The 18,309-nt window shown below is 60.1% G+C and carries 15 protein-coding genes; 4 read left to right on the forward strand and 11 right to left on the reverse strand.

The genetic code is table 11. The features are described from left to right. Positions 1–6 precede the first annotated feature (6 nt). Positions 7–2,700: an SNF2-related protein gene (locus AB7M25_RS20735; RefSeq protein WP_429381513.1), complete on the forward strand. Its 2,694-nt coding sequence runs from the start codon at positions 7–9 to the stop codon at positions 2,698–2,700. 140 nt (positions 2,701–2,840) lie between these two features. Here the strand turns inward: AB7M25_RS20735 and AB7M25_RS20740 are convergent, their stop codons facing one another. From AB7M25_RS20740 to AB7M25_RS20750, 3 genes are all read right to left on the reverse strand, one after another. After that, positions 2,841–3,578, reverse strand: a complete 738-nt coding sequence (locus AB7M25_RS20740) for an S-methyl-5'-thioinosine phosphorylase (RefSeq protein ID WP_429381511.1) — start codon at positions 3,576–3,578, stop codon at positions 2,841–2,843. A gap of 12 nt (positions 3,579–3,590) precedes the next feature. Next, entirely contained in the window at positions 3,591–4,601 is a 1,011-nt protein-coding gene (gene nagZ / locus AB7M25_RS20745; protein ID WP_429518050.1) for a beta-N-acetylhexosaminidase, read from the reverse strand. 158 nt (positions 4,602–4,759) lie between these two features. Continuing rightward, positions 4,760–5,467, reverse strand: coding sequence for a TetR/AcrR family transcriptional regulator (locus tag AB7M25_RS20750; protein WP_338585639.1), 708 nt, complete (start codon positions 5,465–5,467; stop codon positions 4,760–4,762). Between the two features lie 229 nt (positions 5,468–5,696). Here AB7M25_RS20750 and lexA point away from each other — a divergent pair, with 229 nt between their 5' ends. Together lexA and sulA are read left to right on the forward strand one after the other, a co-directional pair. Then, positions 5,697–6,305, forward strand: a complete 609-nt coding sequence (lexA, locus tag AB7M25_RS20755) for a transcriptional repressor LexA (protein WP_007974043.1) — start codon at positions 5,697–5,699, stop codon at positions 6,303–6,305. A gap of 10 nt (positions 6,306–6,315) precedes the next feature. Further along, positions 6,316–6,792, forward strand: coding sequence for an SOS-induced cell division inhibitor SulA (gene sulA / locus AB7M25_RS20760; RefSeq protein ID WP_429381505.1), 477 nt, complete (start codon positions 6,316–6,318; stop codon positions 6,790–6,792). 93 nt (positions 6,793–6,885) lie between these two features. On the opposite strand, the gene AB7M25_RS20765 is transcribed toward sulA, so the two are convergent. The 7 genes from AB7M25_RS20765 to AB7M25_RS20795 all read right to left on the reverse strand — a co-directional run bounded on the left by AB7M25_RS20765 (position 6,886) and on the right by AB7M25_RS20795 (position 15,560). Next, entirely contained in the window at positions 6,886–7,119 is a 234-nt protein-coding gene (locus AB7M25_RS20765) for a hypothetical protein (protein ID WP_007991404.1), read from the reverse strand. 94 nt (positions 7,120–7,213) lie between these two features. After that, positions 7,214–7,738: a DUF6586 family protein gene (locus AB7M25_RS20770; RefSeq protein WP_015095954.1), complete on the reverse strand. Its 525-nt coding sequence runs from the start codon at positions 7,736–7,738 to the stop codon at positions 7,214–7,216. A 304-nt stretch (positions 7,739–8,042) separates the two neighbouring features. After that, complete coding sequence (gene topA / locus AB7M25_RS20775; RefSeq protein WP_454237953.1) at positions 8,043–10,676, reverse strand: type I DNA topoisomerase; 2,634 nt, start codon at positions 10,674–10,676, stop codon at positions 8,043–8,045. A gap of 114 nt (positions 10,677–10,790) precedes the next feature. After that, the gene (locus AB7M25_RS20780) at positions 10,791–11,027 is read right to left on the reverse strand and encodes a DUF1653 domain-containing protein (RefSeq protein ID WP_007986363.1); all 237 of its coding nucleotides are present in this window, start codon (positions 11,025–11,027) and stop codon (positions 10,791–10,793) included. A 99-nt stretch (positions 11,028–11,126) separates the two neighbouring features. Continuing rightward, on the reverse strand, positions 11,127–12,302 hold the full coding sequence (gene fadA, locus AB7M25_RS20785; RefSeq protein WP_007986361.1) for an acetyl-CoA C-acyltransferase FadA: 1,176 nt from the start codon (positions 12,300–12,302) through the stop codon (positions 11,127–11,129). Positions 12,303–12,331: 29 nt separating this feature from the next. After that, on the reverse strand, positions 12,332–14,479 hold the full coding sequence (gene fadB / locus AB7M25_RS20790; RefSeq protein WP_429381500.1) for a fatty acid oxidation complex subunit alpha FadB: 2,148 nt from the start codon (positions 14,477–14,479) through the stop codon (positions 12,332–12,334). A gap of 643 nt (positions 14,480–15,122) precedes the next feature. After that, positions 15,123–15,560 carry a hypothetical protein gene (locus AB7M25_RS20795; RefSeq protein ID WP_104449726.1) on the reverse strand — a complete coding sequence of 146 codons (438 nt, stop codon included), beginning with the start codon at positions 15,558–15,560 and terminating at the stop codon, positions 15,123–15,125. 104 nt (positions 15,561–15,664) lie between these two features. On the opposite strand from AB7M25_RS20795, the gene AB7M25_RS20800 reads away from it, so the two are divergent. Beyond that, a complete protein-coding gene (locus AB7M25_RS20800; RefSeq protein WP_007974054.1) occupies positions 15,665–16,105 on the forward strand; it encodes a universal stress protein in 441 nt (146 codons plus the stop codon). 180 nt (positions 16,106–16,285) lie between these two features. Here the strand turns inward: AB7M25_RS20800 and AB7M25_RS20805 are convergent, their stop codons facing one another. After that, positions 16,286–18,205 (reverse strand): ATP-binding cassette domain-containing protein, encoded by a 1,920-nt coding sequence (locus tag AB7M25_RS20805; protein ID WP_429381497.1) that lies wholly within the window; start codon positions 18,203–18,205, stop codon positions 16,286–16,288. Positions 18,206–18,309: the final 104 nt, after the last annotated feature.

An 18,309-nucleotide genomic window follows, 5' to 3' on the forward strand; every position in this document is an offset into this window, starting at 1 on the left:
TTCCCCATGTCCGCGACCCTGAGCAAACCCCTGGCACCATCCTGGGTCAGCCGATTCAAGGAACAGAGCCTGGAACGTGGTCGCCGCTACGCGCTGGAGAATCGTGTCAGGATCGTCGAGGCCGGCGACGCAACCATCGTCGCCGCGTGCGAAGGCTCGGGCGGTAACGTTTACCGTCAGACCATTCGCCTGCGCGAGTCAGCCAAAGGCACGCTGCTGATGGTCGACGCCACCTGCTCCTGCCCGGTCCACAGCAACTGCAAACATTGCGCAGCGGTACTCCTGCAAGTGCAGGAAACCCTCGACTACCCCGCTGCCGCCAAAGACGCCGAACTCCTGGAAAAACTCCAGGCAGTCCTGGAAAACCGCAGCCCGAAAGCCCCGCCGCAAGTGCTGGTGGACAATGTGCAACCGGTACCGCGCCTGTGGCTGGCCAGCATCGAGTTCAGCGCCTTCGAACCGCGCAACGGTCGAATGCAGCGTTACATCCAGCATCGTGCGGCACTGTCCTTCAGTTACCTGGACGAGTACGTCTCCGGACAGAAAAACACCGACATCCTGATTCGCCAGGAAACCCAGACGCTGCGGATAAAACGCCACCCGGACGTGGAACAGTCCTACCGGGAACAGCTGCGAATCCTCGGCTTCAAAGTCGCCACCCGGCAAAGCAAGGCCTTGCCGGAAAGCGCTGGCGAGCTGTTCGAAATGGTCAATGACAGCGCCTGGCTGACCTTTACCCTCAATGAACTGCCGAAGTTGCGCACCCAGGGCTGGGAATTGCAGATTGACGAGGACTTCGGTTTCGACCTGACGGCGGTAGACGACTGGTACGCCACGGTCGAACAGGCTCCGGAGCGAGACTGGTTCGACCTGGAGCTTGGGATCATCGTCAATGGCGAACGCCTGAGCCTGTTGCCGATCCTGCTCAACCTGATGCGTTCCCACACCGAAATCCTCAACCCGGAGCGCCTTGCCCGACGCCGCGACGACGAGTTGATTCTGGTCAACATCCCCCATCGCCCGAACTCCGAGCACGGCCCGCTGCAAGTCGCCCTGCCCTTCGGCCGCCTGAAACCGGTACTGGCCACCCTCGGCGAGTTCTACCTGCAGGAACCCGGCGACACCACGCTGCGCCTGAGCAAGGCCGATGCCACGCGCCTGAACCCGCTGGAAGACATGCCACTGCTCTGGGAGGGTGGCGAGCAGATCCGCACCTTTGCCCAGCGCCTGCGTGACATCAAGGACCACACGGCCGTCGCCCCGGAAGGTTTGAATGCGACGCTGCGCCCGTATCAGCTTGAAGGCTTGAGCTGGATGCAATCACTGCGGCAGCTGGAAGTGGGTGGCATTCTCGCGGACGACATGGGCCTGGGCAAAACCCTGCAGACACTGGCGCACGTGCTGAGCGAGAAAAACGCCGGCCGTCTCGATCGGCCGTGCATGGTGGTGATGCCGACCAGCCTGATTCCCAATTGGCTCGACGAAGCGGCGCACTTTACGCCGCAGCTCAAGGTACTGGCGCTGTACGGCGCCAGCCGCAAAAAACACTTCGACAAGCTGGCTGACTACGACCTGATCCTGACCACCTATGCGCTGCTGCCCAAGGACGTCGAGCGCCTGGCGGCGCAGCCCTTGCACATACTGGTGCTGGATGAGGCGCAGTACATCAAGAATCCGACCAGCAAGGCCGCCCAGGCTGCCCGCGAGCTCAATGCCCGGCAGCGCCTGTGCCTGAGCGGCACACCGCTGGAAAACCACCTCGGTGAACTGTGGTCGCTGTTTCACTTCCTCCTGCCCGGCTGGCTCGGTGACGTCAAAAGCTTCAACCGCGATTACCGCGTACCGATTGAAAAACGCACCAGCGAGGTCAGGCTTCAGCACCTCAACGGCCGGATCAAACCCTTCCTGCTGCGTCGCACCAAGGAACAGGTGGCCACCGAGTTGCCGCCGAAAACCGAGATCATCCACTGGGTCGAACTCAACGAGGCCCAGCGTGACGTTTACGAAACCATGCGCCTGGCCATGGACAAGAAAGTCCGCGACGAGATCACCCGCAAAGGCGTGGCCCGCAGCCAGATCATCATTCTCGAAGCGCTGCTGAAACTGCGTCAGGTGTGCTGCGATTTGCGCCTGGTCAACGAGGCGACCCTGCCAAGCCGTGGCGGCACCTCGGGCAAACTCGACAGCCTGATGGAAATGCTCGAGGAATTGTTCGAGGAAGGTCGGCGGATCCTGCTGTTCTCGCAGTTCACTTCAATGTTGTCGCTGATTGAGGATGAGCTGAACAAGCGTGGAATCGCCTACGCCCTGCTGACCGGCCAGACCCGCGACCGCCGCACACCGGTGAAGGAATTCCAGAGCGGCAAGCGTCAGATATTTCTGATCAGCCTGAAGGCCGGCGGCGTTGGCCTGAACCTGACCGAAGCGGACACGGTGATTCACTACGACCCGTGGTGGAACCCGGCGACGGAAAACCAGGCGACCGATCGGGCGTATCGCATTGGTCAGGAGAAGCCCGTGTTCGTTTACAAACTGATTGCGCGCGGCACGGTGGAAGAGAAGATCCAGCACCTGCAGAAGGAAAAATCCGACCTCGCGGCCGGCGTGCTGGATGGGCGCAAGGCCGGGGACTGGAAGCTGCAGAGCGACGATATCGAGGCGTTGTTTGCGCCATTGCCGGAAAATCTCGGAAAACGTTGAGATTAGCGGTGCTTGAACCGACCCCTTCGCTGGCAAGCCAGCTCCCACAGGTTTAATGGCGTTCGTAGAGTTTGTGTTCGACGCAGTCACTGTGGGAGCGGGCTTGCCCGCGAAAGGAGCAACTCGGTGCCAAGGCTGACTCAGCCCTTGAGCACCCGCGCCAGCGTCGATTTCACCTTGCCCATGCCGTCATGCAACGCCTGCTCGATCTCGGCCATGGTGATCACCGCCGTCGACTTGCCCGCCGCCGGGTTCACCACCAGCGCCAGACAGGCGTAATCGAGTTCCAGCTCGCGGGCCAGGGCGGCTTCCGGCATACCGGTCATGCCGACGATGTCGCAGCCGTCGCGCTCCAGCCGGGCGATTTCAGCCACCGTCTCCAGGCGCGGCCCTTGAGTGCAGGCATACACGCCATGACTGCTGTAGCCCACAGCTTCCGCCGCCAGCGCCGCGATCAATTGCTGGCGCAACGGCTCGCTATAGGGGTAGCTGAAGTCGATATGAGTGACGTGTTCCAGGTCATCGGCAAAGTAGGTGTGCTCGCGACCGCTGGTGTAGTCGATCAACTGATGGGGCACGCAGAAGTGCCCGGTGCCCATGGCGGCATGGATGCCGCCCACGGCGTTGACCGCCAGAATGGCTTCGGCACCGGCCTGCTTCAACGCCCAGAGATTGGCGCGATAGTTGACCTGATGCGGCGGAAAACGATGGGGATGGCCGTGACGCGCGAGGAACAGCACTTCCTTGCCGGCATACTCGCCGATCTGAACGTCGGCCGAAGGTGCGCCATAAGGCGTGTCCACTGCCAGTGACTGGCGAATGCTCAGGCCTTCGAGCTGAGTCAGGCCAGTGCCACCGATAATCGCGTAAACCGTCATAACGAACAGTCCTTAATCAATCAATTGAGCTTCTTTGAGCGCGCCGACAGCGGCCAGCCAGCGCGGGTCTTGACGGTATTCGGTGCTGGCAAACGACTGGCCGCGCATCCGCGCAATGCGCTCGGAAGGCTTGACCTTCAGACGCTGGGCAGCACTCAAAGCGAGCTCGGCGGCCGCACGGTCGTTGCACACCAGGCCCATGTCGCAACCGGCCGTCAGCGCCGCTTCGATACGGCTGGCGGCATCGCCGACCACGTGAGCACCTGCCATGGACAGGTCGTCACTGAAGATCACGCCATCGAACTGCAACTCGCCGCGCAGGATGTCCTGCAACCAGCGGCGGGAGAAACCGGCAGGCTGGGAATCGACCTGTGGATAAATAACGTGGGCCGGCATGACGGCGGCCAGTTGCTTGCTCAATTTGGCAAACGGCACCAGGTCGTTGGCGCGGATCTCGTCGAGGCTGCGTTCGTCGTTGGGGATCGCGACGTGGGAATCAGCCTCGGCCCAGCCATGGCCAGGGAAATGCTTGCCGGTAGCGGCCATCCCGGCGCTGTTCATGCCACGGATGAATGCACCCGCGAGCAAGGCAGCGCGCTCGGGATCACCTTCGAACGAACGGGTGCCGACAACGGCGCTGCGCTGGTAATCCAGGTCGAGCACCGGGGCGAAGCTCAGGTCCAGGCCAACGGCCAGCACTTCGGTCGCCATGATCCAGCCGCACTGCTCGGCCAGGTATTCGGCGTTCGCGTTGTCGGCAATGGCGCGCATGGCGGGCAGGCGCACGAAACCCTGGCGCAGGCGCTGCACGCGGCCGCCCTCTTGATCCACCGCCAACAGCAGATCGGGGCGAATGGCGCGAATCGCCGCACTCAGCTCACGCACCTGGCGTGGATGCTCGATGTTACGGGCAAAGATGATCAAGCCGCCCACTTCGGGCTGGCGCAACAATTGGCGATCTTCAGCCGTCAGCCAGGTACCGGCGACGTCCACCATCAACGAGCCTTGCAAGCCAGCAGTCATAAAAATTCCTTGATAACAGAAAACCCGGCCCACACGCATTCGCCGCCAGGGGCAAGGCCTGGCAGACTGGCGAGTTCGATGGGAAACGGGTTCAGAACGAGAGTCGGCATGGGCGGCTAGCTTAGCGGATGTCAGCTGCCGCGCCCACCCGTGCGCGGTTAAACCTTGGCGGCAACCGGTGTCGATTTGCTGCGTGGGCGCAACTGGGCTGTGGCCATGGCGGTATCGGTCACACCGGATTCGGCACGCATGCCGGCGGCCAGGAATGGCACCATCAGGCGCATGACCTGCTCGATCGAGGTGTTCACGCCGAAGTCGGTTTCGGCAATCGCGCGCAAGGCCTTGATACCGGACATGCTGAACGCCGCCGCACCCAGCATGAAGTGCACGCGCCAGAACAGTTCGATGGGCGGAATACGCGGCGCCGCTTCGTTGACCAGCATCATGTAGCGGCGGAACACCTTGCCGTACATGTCCTCCAGATAACGACGCAAGTGCCCCTGGCTCTGACTGAACGCCAGCCCCAGCAAACGCATGAAGATGGACAGGTCGTTGCCGCTGCGCGGTTGCACCACCAGGGCCTGCTCGACGAGGATTTCCAGCAACTCTTCGAGGCTCGGCTTGATTTCAGGCTTGGCCTGACGCCGCTCCAGCTCTTTGTCGAGGCTGATGCAGAACGGCCCGAGGAACCGCGAGAAAACCGCCTGGATCAACGCCTTCTTCGAACCGAAGTGATAGTTCACCGCCGCCAGGTTGACACCGGCCTTGCTGGTGATCAGGCGCAACGAGGTTTCAGCGAAACCTTTTTCCGCAAACAACTGTTCGGCTGCATCAAGAATGCGTTCAACGGTTTCCGACTGGGCCATGGCTACTCCGCCTGACAAACACTTGTTTGAAACATACGTTTCAGGCTGTGCATTGTCAAGTCTGGCAGTTCGTTTCGGGAATGGTCGGTCAGACATTTAACCACACAACGGCAAAGCTTCAATCCACTGACTGATTGACCGTCTGGCGGCGACTGAAAAATGGAGCATTGCCAAGACCGCCTTACTGTATATAATCCCAGTCACTGTATAAAAAAACAGAGCGATCAATATGCTAAAGCTGACGCCACGACAAGCCGAGATTCTGGCCTTCATCAAACGCTGCCTGGAAGACAACGGATACCCCCCCACCCGTGCGGAAATCGCTCAGGAACTGGGTTTCAAGTCACCCAATGCGGCGGAAGAGCACCTCAAGGCGCTGGCCCGCAAGGGCGCTATCGAGATGACGCCTGGCGCCTCTCGTGGCATTCGCATCCCCGGCTTCGAAGCCAAGGCCGACGATTCCACCCTGCCGATCATTGGCCGGGTCGCAGCCGGCGCCCCGATTCTTGCGCAGCAACACATCGAAGAGTCCTGCAACATCAATCCTGCCTTCTTCCATCCGCGCGCCGACTACCTGCTGCGCGTCCACGGGATGAGCATGAAGGATGTCGGCATTTTCGACGGCGACCTGCTGGCCGTCCACACCACCCGCGAAGCCCGTAACGGCCAGATCGTGGTTGCACGAATCGGCGACGAAGTGACCGTCAAGCGCTTCAAACGTGACGGCAGCAAAGTCTGGCTGATCGCCGAGAACCCCGAGTTCGCCCCTATCGAAGTGAACCTTCAAGATCAGGAACTGGTGATCGAAGGCTTGAGTGTCGGCGTGATTCGCCGCTAAAGGAGGCTCCATGCAGTTCCCACAGCCATCACCACAGCAAACCCAACTGCCGTTGTTCGAAGCGTTCATGGCACAGCCATTGGCGCCGATCCTGAAAGACGTAGTCGAGTCCCCCTGGAGCGCCGAACCAGACGTTTTCAGCGAGCTGTCACTGCGTGGTGCAGCCGGGAACTGCCTGAGCCTTCTGGCACCGATCCTCAGGGAATTGAGCCAGGAGCAGGACGCACGCTGGCTGACACTGATCGCGCCGCCCGCCAGCCTGACTCAAGCCTGGCTGCGAGATGCCGGCCTCAACCGCGAGCGTATTCTGCTGCTGCACCCCCGAGGCGCCCAAAGCGCTCAGCAACTGACCTGCGAAGCCCTGCGTCTTGGACGCAGCCATACGGTTGTCAGCTGGCTCAACCCGCTGAGCAGCCAATCCCGGCAACAGCTGATCAGCGCCGCCCGGACCGGGGACGCTCAGAGCCTGAATATTCGTTTGGGATAACTGACAGCCGGGGCGCGAGCTTAACCGCGCGAGGCTTCTCCAGGGAGAGAGAAGCCGATGGGTAGCGACATCAGGAAAACTGACGGACGGGGATCAATGAAGAACCCGTGGCCCCTCGTCCTTGTCGAATTCGCCTTCAACCAGGCGACCTGCCATCTGGACTCCCACGCTCAACATCGCCTTGGCGACTTCCACGTGTTGCCCTTGCAGGAACGCTTTGGCGTCCTCAGAGAAATCCAAAGTAACCAGAGAACCCTCGTCCTCGGCCCTGCGCAGCTCGATACGGCCGTCTGGTAACTCGACAATTTCTAGAAAGGACGTTGGCATAAAGGACTGTTCTCCACGAAAGGCGGGGATTATATAGGCATCGGCCAGGCTTCGCTCGGGATCTTGACCAGATGCCATCCCAAAACTGTTTCTATCAGCACTCGTTCAAGCCTTCGCGAAAGCGGATCGCCAATCCTTTCAGATTCTGGCGCCAGCTCTCCAGCTCTTCCCGACTCAGCTCCTCAGGCTCATCCACTTCATCCAGATTGACAGCCTGAATCAAAGGCTGGGTCACGTCCCCTTTTGGCTTGTGGGGCGCGCGCGGCGGCTGAAACAACGCAGCATGGGCAGCCAGCAACTTGGCCAGCCAGGTCTCCGGGTTATTGGCCAGTTCCACCAGTTCGGCCATTTCCGGAATGGCGATGGTTTCCAGCACTTCGCGAGTCAGCAGCAGCTCCGCACGGGGGGCATTGGCCTGAGGCAGGCGATAGAAGCCGGCGATTTCATGACACAGGCCCAACAGCGCGCCGTACAGGTGAAACAGCGCAGATTCGCGTCCGGCCTGGATCAGCGCCAGCGAATTCATCGCACGACCCTCTTCAGTGCGCGCCAGTGCTTCCAGCGACAAGCCGGCGAAATAAATCTTCTGATTGGTGCGGGTATAAAGTTCGTGGGCCATGACGGCAGCCTCCACAACGAAATAATTGCTTCACGCAGGTCCTGTGTAGGAGCGAGCCTGCTCGCGATGGACTTGAGAGCAACGCGGGCATCCTGAAAGCCCGCGTTATCGTTGACGACCATCGCGAGCAGGCTCGCTCCTACAGGGGTCTTGCGATTCTACGCCTTCGCAGTTCCCATGCGCCTTTTGTAGGAGCGAGCTTGCTCCGGGCGGCGTTCCGACGATGGACCTGAGAACAACGCGGGCATCCTGAAGGCCCGCGTCATCGTTGACGACCATCGCGAGCAAGCTCGCTCCTACAGTTTCAAGCCTTGGCGGTCTTCGCCGGGCGCTTGTCTTCAACCGTCCACTTGCCGCCGTCGTAGAACGCTTTCCAGCCAGTCGGCTTACCGTCAACTTCGGTCTGCACGTACTGCTCCTTGGTCTTGCGGCTGTAACGAATCACCGCCGGGAGGCCATCGGGATCTTTCTTCGGCGCTTCGCAGAGGAAGTGATACTTCGGATCGATCTCATCCTTGTGCGGCACGATCTCGATAACCAGCGGAGCACGCGTCTCACGGTTTTTCGGGAACTGGCTGGCCGCCAGGAACAGGCCGGATGCACCGTCGCGCAGGATATAGGTGTCGTTGACCTTTTCGCATTTCAGCTCAGGCATCTTCACCGGGTCCATCTTCGGCGGCGCCGCATCACCGCTCTTCAGCAGTTTGCGGGTGTTCTTGCAAGTCGCGTTGGTGCAGCCGAAGAACTTGCCGAAACGGCCGGTCTTGAGTTGCATTTCGCTGCCGCACTTGTCGCATTCAAGGCTCGGACCTTCATAGCCCTTGATGCGATAGGTGCCCTCTTCGATTTCGTAGCCGTCGCAATCCGGGTTGTTACCGCAGATGTGCAGCTTGCGCTTCTCGTCCAGCAGGTAGGCGTCCATCGCCGTGCTGCAGATCGGGCAGCGATGCTTGCCACGCAATACCAGCGACTCCGACTCACCTTCGTCGTCCGCGGCGATTTCGTCGCCCGGTACCAGGTTGACGGTGGCCTTGCAGCGCTCTTTCGGCGGCAGGCTGTAGCCCGAGCAACCGAGGAACACACCGGTCGACGCGGTGCGAATCTGCATCGGACGACCGCAGGTCGTGCACGGAATGTCTGTCATCACCGGCTGGTTGGCACGCATGCCGTTTTCCGGGCTTTCGGCTACTTCGAGCTTCTTCTTGAAGTCGCCGTAGAACTCGTCGAGCACGTTTTTCCAGTCGCGTTCGCCCTGGGCCACGTCATCGAGATGCTCTTCCATGCCGGCGGTGAACCCGTAGTCCATCAGGTTCGAGAAGCTCTCGGCCAGGCGCTCGGTGACGATGTCGCCCATCTTTTCCGAGTAGAAACGACGGTTGTGCAACGCCACGTAACCACGGTCCTGGATGGTCGAAATGATCGCTGCGTAGGTCGAAGGACGACCGATGCCGCGTTTTTCCATTTCCTTGACCAGGCTGGCTTCCGAGTAACGCGCCGGCGGCTTGGTGAAATGCTGGGTCGGATCAAGCTTGATCAGCTTCATCACGTCGCCCTGGGCCATGTCCGGCAGCACATCGTCATCGCCTGGCTTGGCGATTTGCGGCATGACACGGGTGTAACCGTCGAACTTCAGGATGCGGCCCTTGGCGCGCAGCTCGAAGTCGCCAGCGCCCACAGTGACGGTCGTCGACAGGTATTGCGCCGGCAGCATCTGGCAAGCCAGGAACTGGCGCCAGATCAGCTCGTAGAGGCGCTCAGCGTCACGCTCCATGCCCGACAGCTTGCTTGGCTCGGTATTGGCGTCGGAGGGACGAATCGCTTCGTGAGCCTCTTGTGCGCCTTCCTTGCTGCTGTAGACATTCGGGGTTTCCGGCAGGTACTTCTTGCCGAATTCGCCTTCAATATAAGTACGCGCCATCGCCACGGCATCAACCGAGAGGTTGGTCGAGTCGGTACGCATGTAGGTGATGTAGCCGGCTTCGTACAGACGCTGGGCCATCATCATGGTTTTCTTCACCCCGAAGCCCAGGCGGTTGCTCGCGGCCTGCTGCAGGGTGGAGGTGATGAACGGCGCCGACGGCTTGCTGCTGGTCGGTTTGTCTTCGCGCTTGACGATGCTGTAGCTGGAAGCCTTGAGCTTCTCCAGCGCGGCCATGGCCTGGGCTTCGTTGAGCGGCTTGAAGGCTTCGCCTTTCTCGCGGGCCACGTCGAAACGCACGGTCGCGCCTTTTGCGGTGCCGAGGTCGGCGTGCACTTCCCAGTATTCTTCCGGGTTGAACGCGCGGATTTCACGTTCGCGCTCAACCACCAGCTTCACGGCAACCGACTGCACACGACCGGCGGACAAACCGCGAGCGATCTTGGCCCACAGCAGCGGCGAAACCATGTAGCCCACGACGCGGTCGAGGAAGCGACGGGCCTGCTGGGCGTTGACGCGGTCGATATCCAGCTCGCCCGGCTGGGAGAAGGCTTCCTGGATCGCCTTCTTGGTGATTTCGTTGAACACCACGCGCTTGTAGCGGCTGTCGTCACCACCGATGGCTTCGCGCAGGTGCCAGGCAATGGCTTCCCCCTCGCGGTCCAAGTCGGTTGCGAGATAGATGGTGTCAGCATCCTTGGCGAGCCGGCGCAGCTCTTCGATGACTTTTTCCTTGCCCGGGAGGATCTCGTACTTGGCTTTCCAGCCATGATCCGGATCGACCCCCATGCGCGCGACCAGCTGCTTGCGCGCCTTTTCTTTAGGCGACAGTGCCGGCGCTTCACCTGCAGCAGCCTTGCCGCGCTTGGCGGCTGGCTCTTTGCTGGCGCTAGCCGAACCGCTGGTGGGCAGGTCTCGGATATGGCCGATACTCGACTTCACCACGTATTCGTTGCCCAAATACTTGTTGATGGTCTTGGCCTTAGCCGGGGATTCCACAATGACCAGCGATTTGCCCATGGATCAGAAAATTCCTGAATTCGAGAAGTGAAAGGCGATTGGCGCCTGACGCGGCACCGCTATATATAGTGGCTACAAGGTGAGGTCAAGCGCAGGGTATTGCGCGAGCTCAGCTTATGGCTTGGTAAAAAGGCTTTCTTCGGCCTGCACCAAAGCAAAGCGTGGCACCTGTTCTCCGTCAACTTCGACGGACTCCAGGAACATGCTCAAGGGACGCACCCAAAAGCCGTAATCGCCATACAGGGCTTGATAGAAGACCACTTCTTCTTCGGTTTCCGAATGCCGCGCAACACTGAATACGCGGTACTGCGGACCTTTGTAATGTTGGTAGAGCCCAGGTTGTATCGGCATGCTTTGGCCCTCACTCAAATTTTTTCAAAATAAAAACAAAAATAAATCCCGAAAAACAAAAACCGGGGCACTTGGCCCCGGCTTCCATCAACGAAACGCTTAAACGCGTTCGAAGACGGTGGAGATGCCTTGGCCGAGACCAATGCACATGGTGGCTACCCCGAAGGTACCGCCATTCTGCTTCATCACATTGAGCAAAGTGCCGGAGATACGAGCACCGGAGCAACCGAACGGGTGGCCCAGGGCGATCGCGCCGCCGTGCAGGTTAACCTTCTCGTTCATCTTGTCGAGCACTTTCAGATCTTTCAGCACTGGCAGGGCCTGTGCGGCGAAAGCTTCGTTGAGCTCGAAGAAGTCGATGTCGGAGATACCCAGACCCGCGCGCTTCAGTGCTTTTTGTGTGGCCGGTACTGGACCATAGCCCATGATTGCCGGATCCACACCTGCCACTGCCATCGAGCGAATCACCGCCATAGGCTGGATGCCCAGGTCCTGTGCGCGCTGCGCCGACATCACGATCATGCACGAAGCACCATCGGTGATCTGCGACGAAGTACCCGCTGTCACGGTGCCGCCCTTCGGATTGAACGCCGGCTTGAGAGCCGCCAGGCTTTCCAGGGTGGTTTCCGGACGAATGGTTTCGTCGTAGTCGAAGGTTTTCAGGAAACCGTTCTCGTCGTAGCCCTGCATCGGGATGATTTCGTCTTTGAACTTGCCTTCCACGGTCGCCTTATGGGCGAGTTGGTGGGAGCGCACGCCGAAAGCGTCCTGTTGCTCGCGGGTAATGCCGTGCATTTTGCCCAGCATTTCCGCAGTCAGGCCCATCATGCCCGAAGCTTTTGCCGCGTACAGCGACATGTGCGGGTTCGGATCGACACCGTGCATCATGCTCACGTGACCCATATGCTCGACGCCACCCACGACGAATACGTCACCGTTGCCGGTCATGATCGCTTGCGCAGCAGTGTGCAAAGCGCTCATGGACGAGCCACACAGACGGCTGACGGTCTGGCCGGCCGAGGTGTGCGGGATCTGGGTCATCAGCGACGCCATGCGCGCGATGTTCCAGCCCTGCTCCAGGGTCTGGTTCACACAGCCCCAGATCACGTCTTCGACTTCGTTCGGGTCGACCTTGACGTTGCGTTCCAGCAGTTTGCTGATCAGGTGCGCCGACATGTCTTCGGCGCGGGTGTTGCGGTGCATGCCGCCCTTGGAGCGGCCCATCGGAGTACGACCGAAGTCGACAATCACGACGTCTCTAGGATTCAAGCTCATAAGTTCACTCTCACTCTAGTTGGGGGCGCTTAACCGAAGAAGCTCTGGCCGTTCTTGGCCATTTCGCGCAGCTTCGCGGTCGGGTGGTACAGCGCGCCCAAATCAGCGTACTGGTCAGCCAGGGCAACGAACTCCGCGACACCGATCGAATCGATGTAGCGCAGTGCACCGCCACGGAATGGAGGGAAACCAATACCGTAGACCAGACCCATGTCGGCTTCGGCAGCGGTTTCGACGATGCCGTCTTCCAGGCAACGCACGGTTTCCAGGCACAGCGGGATCATCATCCAGTTGATGATGTCTTCGTCAGTGACTTCGCGCTGCTCGTAAACGATCGGCTTGAGCACTTCCAGTACCGAAGGATCGGCGACTTTCTTCTGTTTGCCCTTCTTGTCGGTCTCGTAGGCGTAGAAGCCCTTGCCGTTCTTCTGGCCCAGGCGCTTGGCTTCGTAGAGCACGTCGACAGCCGAACGACGGTCGTCCTTCATGCGGTCCGGGAAACCTTCAGCCATCACGTCACGGCCATGGTGACCGGTGTCGATGCCGACCACGTCCATCAGGTAGGCCGGGCCCATAGGCCAGCCGAATTTTTCCATGATCTTGTCGATACGGACGAAGTCCACACCGGCGCTGACCAGCTTGGCGAAACCGCCGAAGTACGGGAACAGTACGCGGTTGACCAGGAAGCCCGGGCAGTCGTTGACGACGATCGGGTTCTTGCCCATTTTCTTGGCGTAGGCAACGGTGGTGGCAACGGCCAGCTCGCTGGACTTCTCGCCACGGATCACTTCCACCAGCGGCATCATGTGCACCGGGTTGAAGAAGTGCATGCCGACGAAGTTTTCCGGACGCTTGAGGGCCTTGGCCAGCAAGGTGATGGAAATGGTCGAGGTGTTGGACGCGAGGATGGTGTCCTCTTTGACCTGGTCTTCAACTTCAGCCAGTACGGCTTGCTTGACCTTCGGGTTCTCGACGACGGCTTCCACCACCAGGTCCACGTGACCGAAATCACCGTAGGACAAGGTCGGACGAATGCCGTTGAGCACTTCAGCCATTTTCGCGGCGGTCATGCGACCTTTATCAACGCGGCCAACCAGCAGCTTGGCGGCTTCGGCCAGACCCTGCTCGATGCCGTGCTCGTTGATGTCCTTCATCAGGATCGGCGTGCCTTTGGAAGCCGACTGATAGGCGATACCGCCACCCATGATGCCGGCGCCCAGTACGGCGGCCTGCTTCACGTCCTTGGCGATTTCGTCGTAGGCCTTGGCCTTTTTCTTCAGTTCCTGGTCATTCAGGAACAGACCGACCAAGCTCTGCGCGGCAGAGGTCTTGGCCAGCTTGGCGAAACCTGCTGCTTCAATTTCCAGCGCCTTGTCGCGACCGAAGTTCGCGGCTTTCTGGATGGTCTTGATCGCTTCAACCGGCGCCGGGTAGTTCGGGCCAGCCTGACCGGCCACGAAACCTTTGGCGGTTTCGAAAGCCATCATTTGCTCGATGGCGTTCAGCTTCAGCTTTTCCAGCTTCGGCTGGCGCTTGGCCTTGTAGTCGAACTCACCGGAGATGGCGCGCTTGATCAGTTCCAGTGCGGCCTCTTGCAGCTTCTCAGGAGCAACCACGGCGTCGACAGCGCCAACTTTCAGCGCGTCTTCAGGACGGTTTTCCTTGCCGGCGGCAATCCACTCGATGGCGTTGTCGGCACCGATCAGACGCGGCAGACGAACGGTACCGCCGAAACCCGGGTAGATGCCCAGCTTGACTTCCGGCAGGCCGATCTTGGCCTTGGTGGACATGACGCGGTAGTCCGCCGCCAGGCACATTTCCAGACCGCCACCCAGCGCGATGCCATTGATCGCGGCAACGGTCGGAACGTTGAGGTCTTCGAAATCGCTGAAAATCTTGTTGGCTTCGAGGTTGCCAGCAACAAGCTCTGCATCCGGCAGCTTGAAGTTGTCGACAAATTCGGTGATGTCGGCGCCGACGATGAACACGTCCTTGCCACTGCTGACGATCACGCCCTTGATCGAAGCATCTGCCTTGATGGTGTCTACGGCCTGACGCAGTTCGTTCAGGGTTAGACGGTTGAACTTGTTGACGGACTCACCCTTGAGGTCGAACTTCAGTTCGACGATGCCACTTTCAAGAGCCTTAACCGTGATGGCTTTACCTTCGTAAATCATCAACTGATCTCCACGATATGGAAGCTGAACAGTACACGTCGGACGCAGGCGAATGGCTTGGCAGGGACGCTAATCGTCAATGCTACGCCCATTCCCCCGGCACACCCGCCAACGCGATAGTCGGGATTCTGTAGGAGCGGTCTGAAATACAAACGCTCAATTCATACGCCCGTTTGATTTGGGTACGTCACCTTCACGGAATTTCCGACAATTGTCAATCGCCCGAAACACGGGTTGAAACGCGACTTTCCGGTCATATCCGTACTGCTAAGACCTTAAACACGCCTAAGCATGCAGGGTCATTCATAGAATCAATTGTTAGAAAATGCGCCCTAATTCGCTGCAGCCCGTGTTTAACAAGCTACGCTGGCGGAACCAAGGGGAAAATTGTGAACGCTTATGGCGAATGCCCAGCGCTAGATCAGCCAACACCGATTTACCGGCCTGCCTGGCCAACCCGCCCGATGATGTTGTCGGGCTTTTTATTGCCGAAAAAAAAACGGCAAATGCGCTCCTCTGTACTCTTTACTCTGTAGGAGCGAGCTTGCTCGCGATGAACCTGAGAGCGCCACGGGGTGTCAGGTTTCAAGCATCATCGTTCACGACCATCGCGAGCGAGCTCGCTCCTACAGGGGATCGGGTTTCAGGCGAGCGCCTTGAGGGTGGCATCGATGTGCTGCAACACCTCGGCTTCGCCCTTCTCGCCCCAATACAAGGCGATGATTTGCTTGTCGGCCTCGACCTTGTAGACATTACCCGGCAATTTTTCGAAATGATTGAGCAGCGCCTGATCTTCACAGGTTTCCTGCCATTGATTGACCCAGACACCCGGTGATTTTTGCCAGTAACTCCAGCACGCCGGCTGACTGCCCCGCCGCGGACGATGGTACTGGGCGCACGGGCTCGGCGGTTCCTGGCTTAGCCAGTGTGGCCACTCCTGGGGCGCCAGCTGCATGGCCAACCCAATGCGCCGGGCCTCCATGCGCAGGGCGATGCGCCCACTCTGGGCACGCGACGGGCGCAACCATGCCAGTGGGCTGAGTACCACCAGCAGGATTGACACCACTATCCACACCGTCATATCTGTACTCCCGATTCTTGATGAGCCCATTGTGTCACTTTGGAACCAATGCGCTTGAAACCAGCCATACTTACCAATATTGCAATCCTCAGGAGGAGCACCTCATGCCCTACAACCATATTCTGGTCGCTGTAGATCTGACCGAAGAGTGCGACCCTGTGATCCACCGCGCTCGCGAGCTGTCGGTGAGCAACGGCGCGAAATTGTCACTGGTACACATTGTCGAGCCGATGGCGATGGCCTTCGGCGGCGACGTGCCGATGGACCTGTCACAACTGCAACAGCAGCAGTTCGATCAGGCCAAGGAGCGCCTTGACCGCTTGATCCTCAAATACCCGGAGCTCTCCAGGGAATACAGCCACCTGACCTATGGCCAGCCACGCCAGGAAATCCACCATCTGGCCAAGGAGCAAACCTGCGACCTGATCGTAGTGGGCAGCCATGGCCGGCACGGCCTGGCACTGCTGCTCGGCTCCACCGCCAATGACGTGCTGCATGGCGCGCCTTGTGATGTGCTTGCGGTGCGCCTGCAAACCAAAAGCTGATAGTCAAGCCTGTAGGAGCGAGCTCGCTCGCGATGAACCCGAGAACGCCGCGGGGCATCAGGTTTCCCGCGTCATCGTTGACGACCATCGCGAGCGAGCTCGCTCCTACAGGGATTGCACTGCATATGAAAAGCCCGGCGTTCACGCGTGTGAGGCCGGGCTTTTTTATTGCAGGATCAATCAGGCATCCAGTTCGGCCCAGCGCTCGACCATCACGTCGAGTTCAGCCTGCAACTGCGCCAGTTGAGCGATCACTGCAGCCGTCTCGGCAGCCGGGCGCAGGTAGAAACCCGCGTCGGCCATCTGCGCTTCAACGGCAGCGATCTGCTGCTCCATGGCTTCGATCTCGCCGGGCAACGCTTCCAGCTCACGCTGCAATTTATAGCTGAGCTTCTTCTTCGCCACTGGCGCTTCGACAGCTGCCACCACTGGCGCGGGTTCGGCCTTGACTACAGCAGAGTTCAGGTCGGCCTTGCCGGACTTGCTCTCGGTCACGCCGAGCAGGCGCGGCGAACCGCCCTGACGCAGCCAGTCCTGATAACCGCCAACGTATTCGCGCACCTTGCCTTCACCTTCGAAGACCAGGGTGCTGGTCACCACGTTGTCGAGGAATGCCCGGTCGTGACTGACCATCAATACGGTGCCGTTGAAGGTCAGCAGGACCTCTTCGAGCAATTCGAGGGTTTCGACGTCGAGGTCGTTGGTCGGTTCGTCGAGTACCAGCAGGTTGGCCGGCTTGCTGAACAGCTTGGCCAGCAACAGACGGGCACGCTCACCGCCGGACAGCGCCTTGACCGGCGTGCGGGCACGCTGCGGGCTGAACAGGAAGTCGCCGAGGTAGCTCAGCACGTGGCGGCTCTGGCCGTCGATATCGATGAAGTCGCGACCTTCGGCGACGTTGTCGATCACGGTTTTTTCCAGGTCCAGCTGATGGCGCAACTGGTCGAAGTAGGCAACATCGATCCTGGTGCCCTCTTCCACCTTGCCGCTGGTTGGCTGCAAGCCGCTGAGCATCAGCTTCAGCAGCGTAGTCTTGCCGGTACCGTTGGCGCCGAGCAGACCGATACGGTCGCCGCGCTGCAGCACCATGGAGAAGTCCTTGATCAGGAACGGACCGTCCGGGTGAGCAAAGCTCACGTTATCGAGGACCATGACCTGTTTGCCGGACTTGTCGGCGGTTTCCAGCTGGATGTTGGCCTTGCCGGTCCGCTCGCGACGTTCGCTGCGCTCGACGCGCAAGGCTTTCAGCGCGCGTACGCGGCCTTCGTTACGGGTGCGACGGGCCTTGATGCCCTGGCGAATCCACACTTCTTCCTGGGCCAGGCGCTTGTCGAACAGCGCGTTGGCGGTTTCTTCGGCCGCCAGTGCGGCTTCCTTGTGCACGAGGAAACTGGCGTAGTCGCCGTTCCAGTCGATCAGGCCGCCACGATCCAGTTCGAGGATGCGGGTTGCCAGGTTCTGCAGGAAAGAACGGTCGTGCGTGATGAACAGCACGGCGCCCTGGAAATCCTTCAGCGCCTCTTCAAGCCAGGCGATGGCACCGATGTCCAGGTGGTTGGTCGGCTCGTCGAGCAGCAGCAGGTCCGGCTCGGACACCAGGGCCTGGGCCAGCAGGACGCGACGACGCCAGCCGCCGGACAACTCGGCGAGGGTCTTGTCTGCCGGCAGTTGCAGGCGGCTCAGGGTGCTGTCGACCAGCGTCTGCAAGCGCCAGCCATCGCGAGCCTCGAGGTCGTGCTGGACGTGCATCAGCTTGTCCAGATCGGCATCGGTGACGATGTTCTGGCTCAGGTGGTGATACTCGGCGAGCAACGCACCGACGCCGTCCAGGCCTTCGGCCACCACGTCGAACACTGTCCGCTCGTCGGCCACCGGCAATTCTTGCGGCAATTCGCCGATCTTGAGACCGGGTGCGCGCCAAACGGAGCCGTCATCGGGCTTCTGGTCGCCCTTGACGAGCTTCATCATGCTGGACTTGCCAGTGCCGTTGCGGCCGATGATGCACACCCGCTCACCACGGGCGATCTGCCAGGACACCTTGTCCAACAACGGCATAGCGCCGAAAGCAAGGGACACATCGCTGAATTTGAGCAGGGTCATGAGCTTCTCCAAAAACCGGGCGCGCATTCTACCTGACTTGAGGCTTCAGAAGGCCGGCAATTTCACTCTCGTAGCACTCTGAACGACAAATGTTGCGAACTGAT

The sequence above is a fragment of the Pseudomonas sp. AP3_22 TE3818 genome, assembly GCF_053628995.1.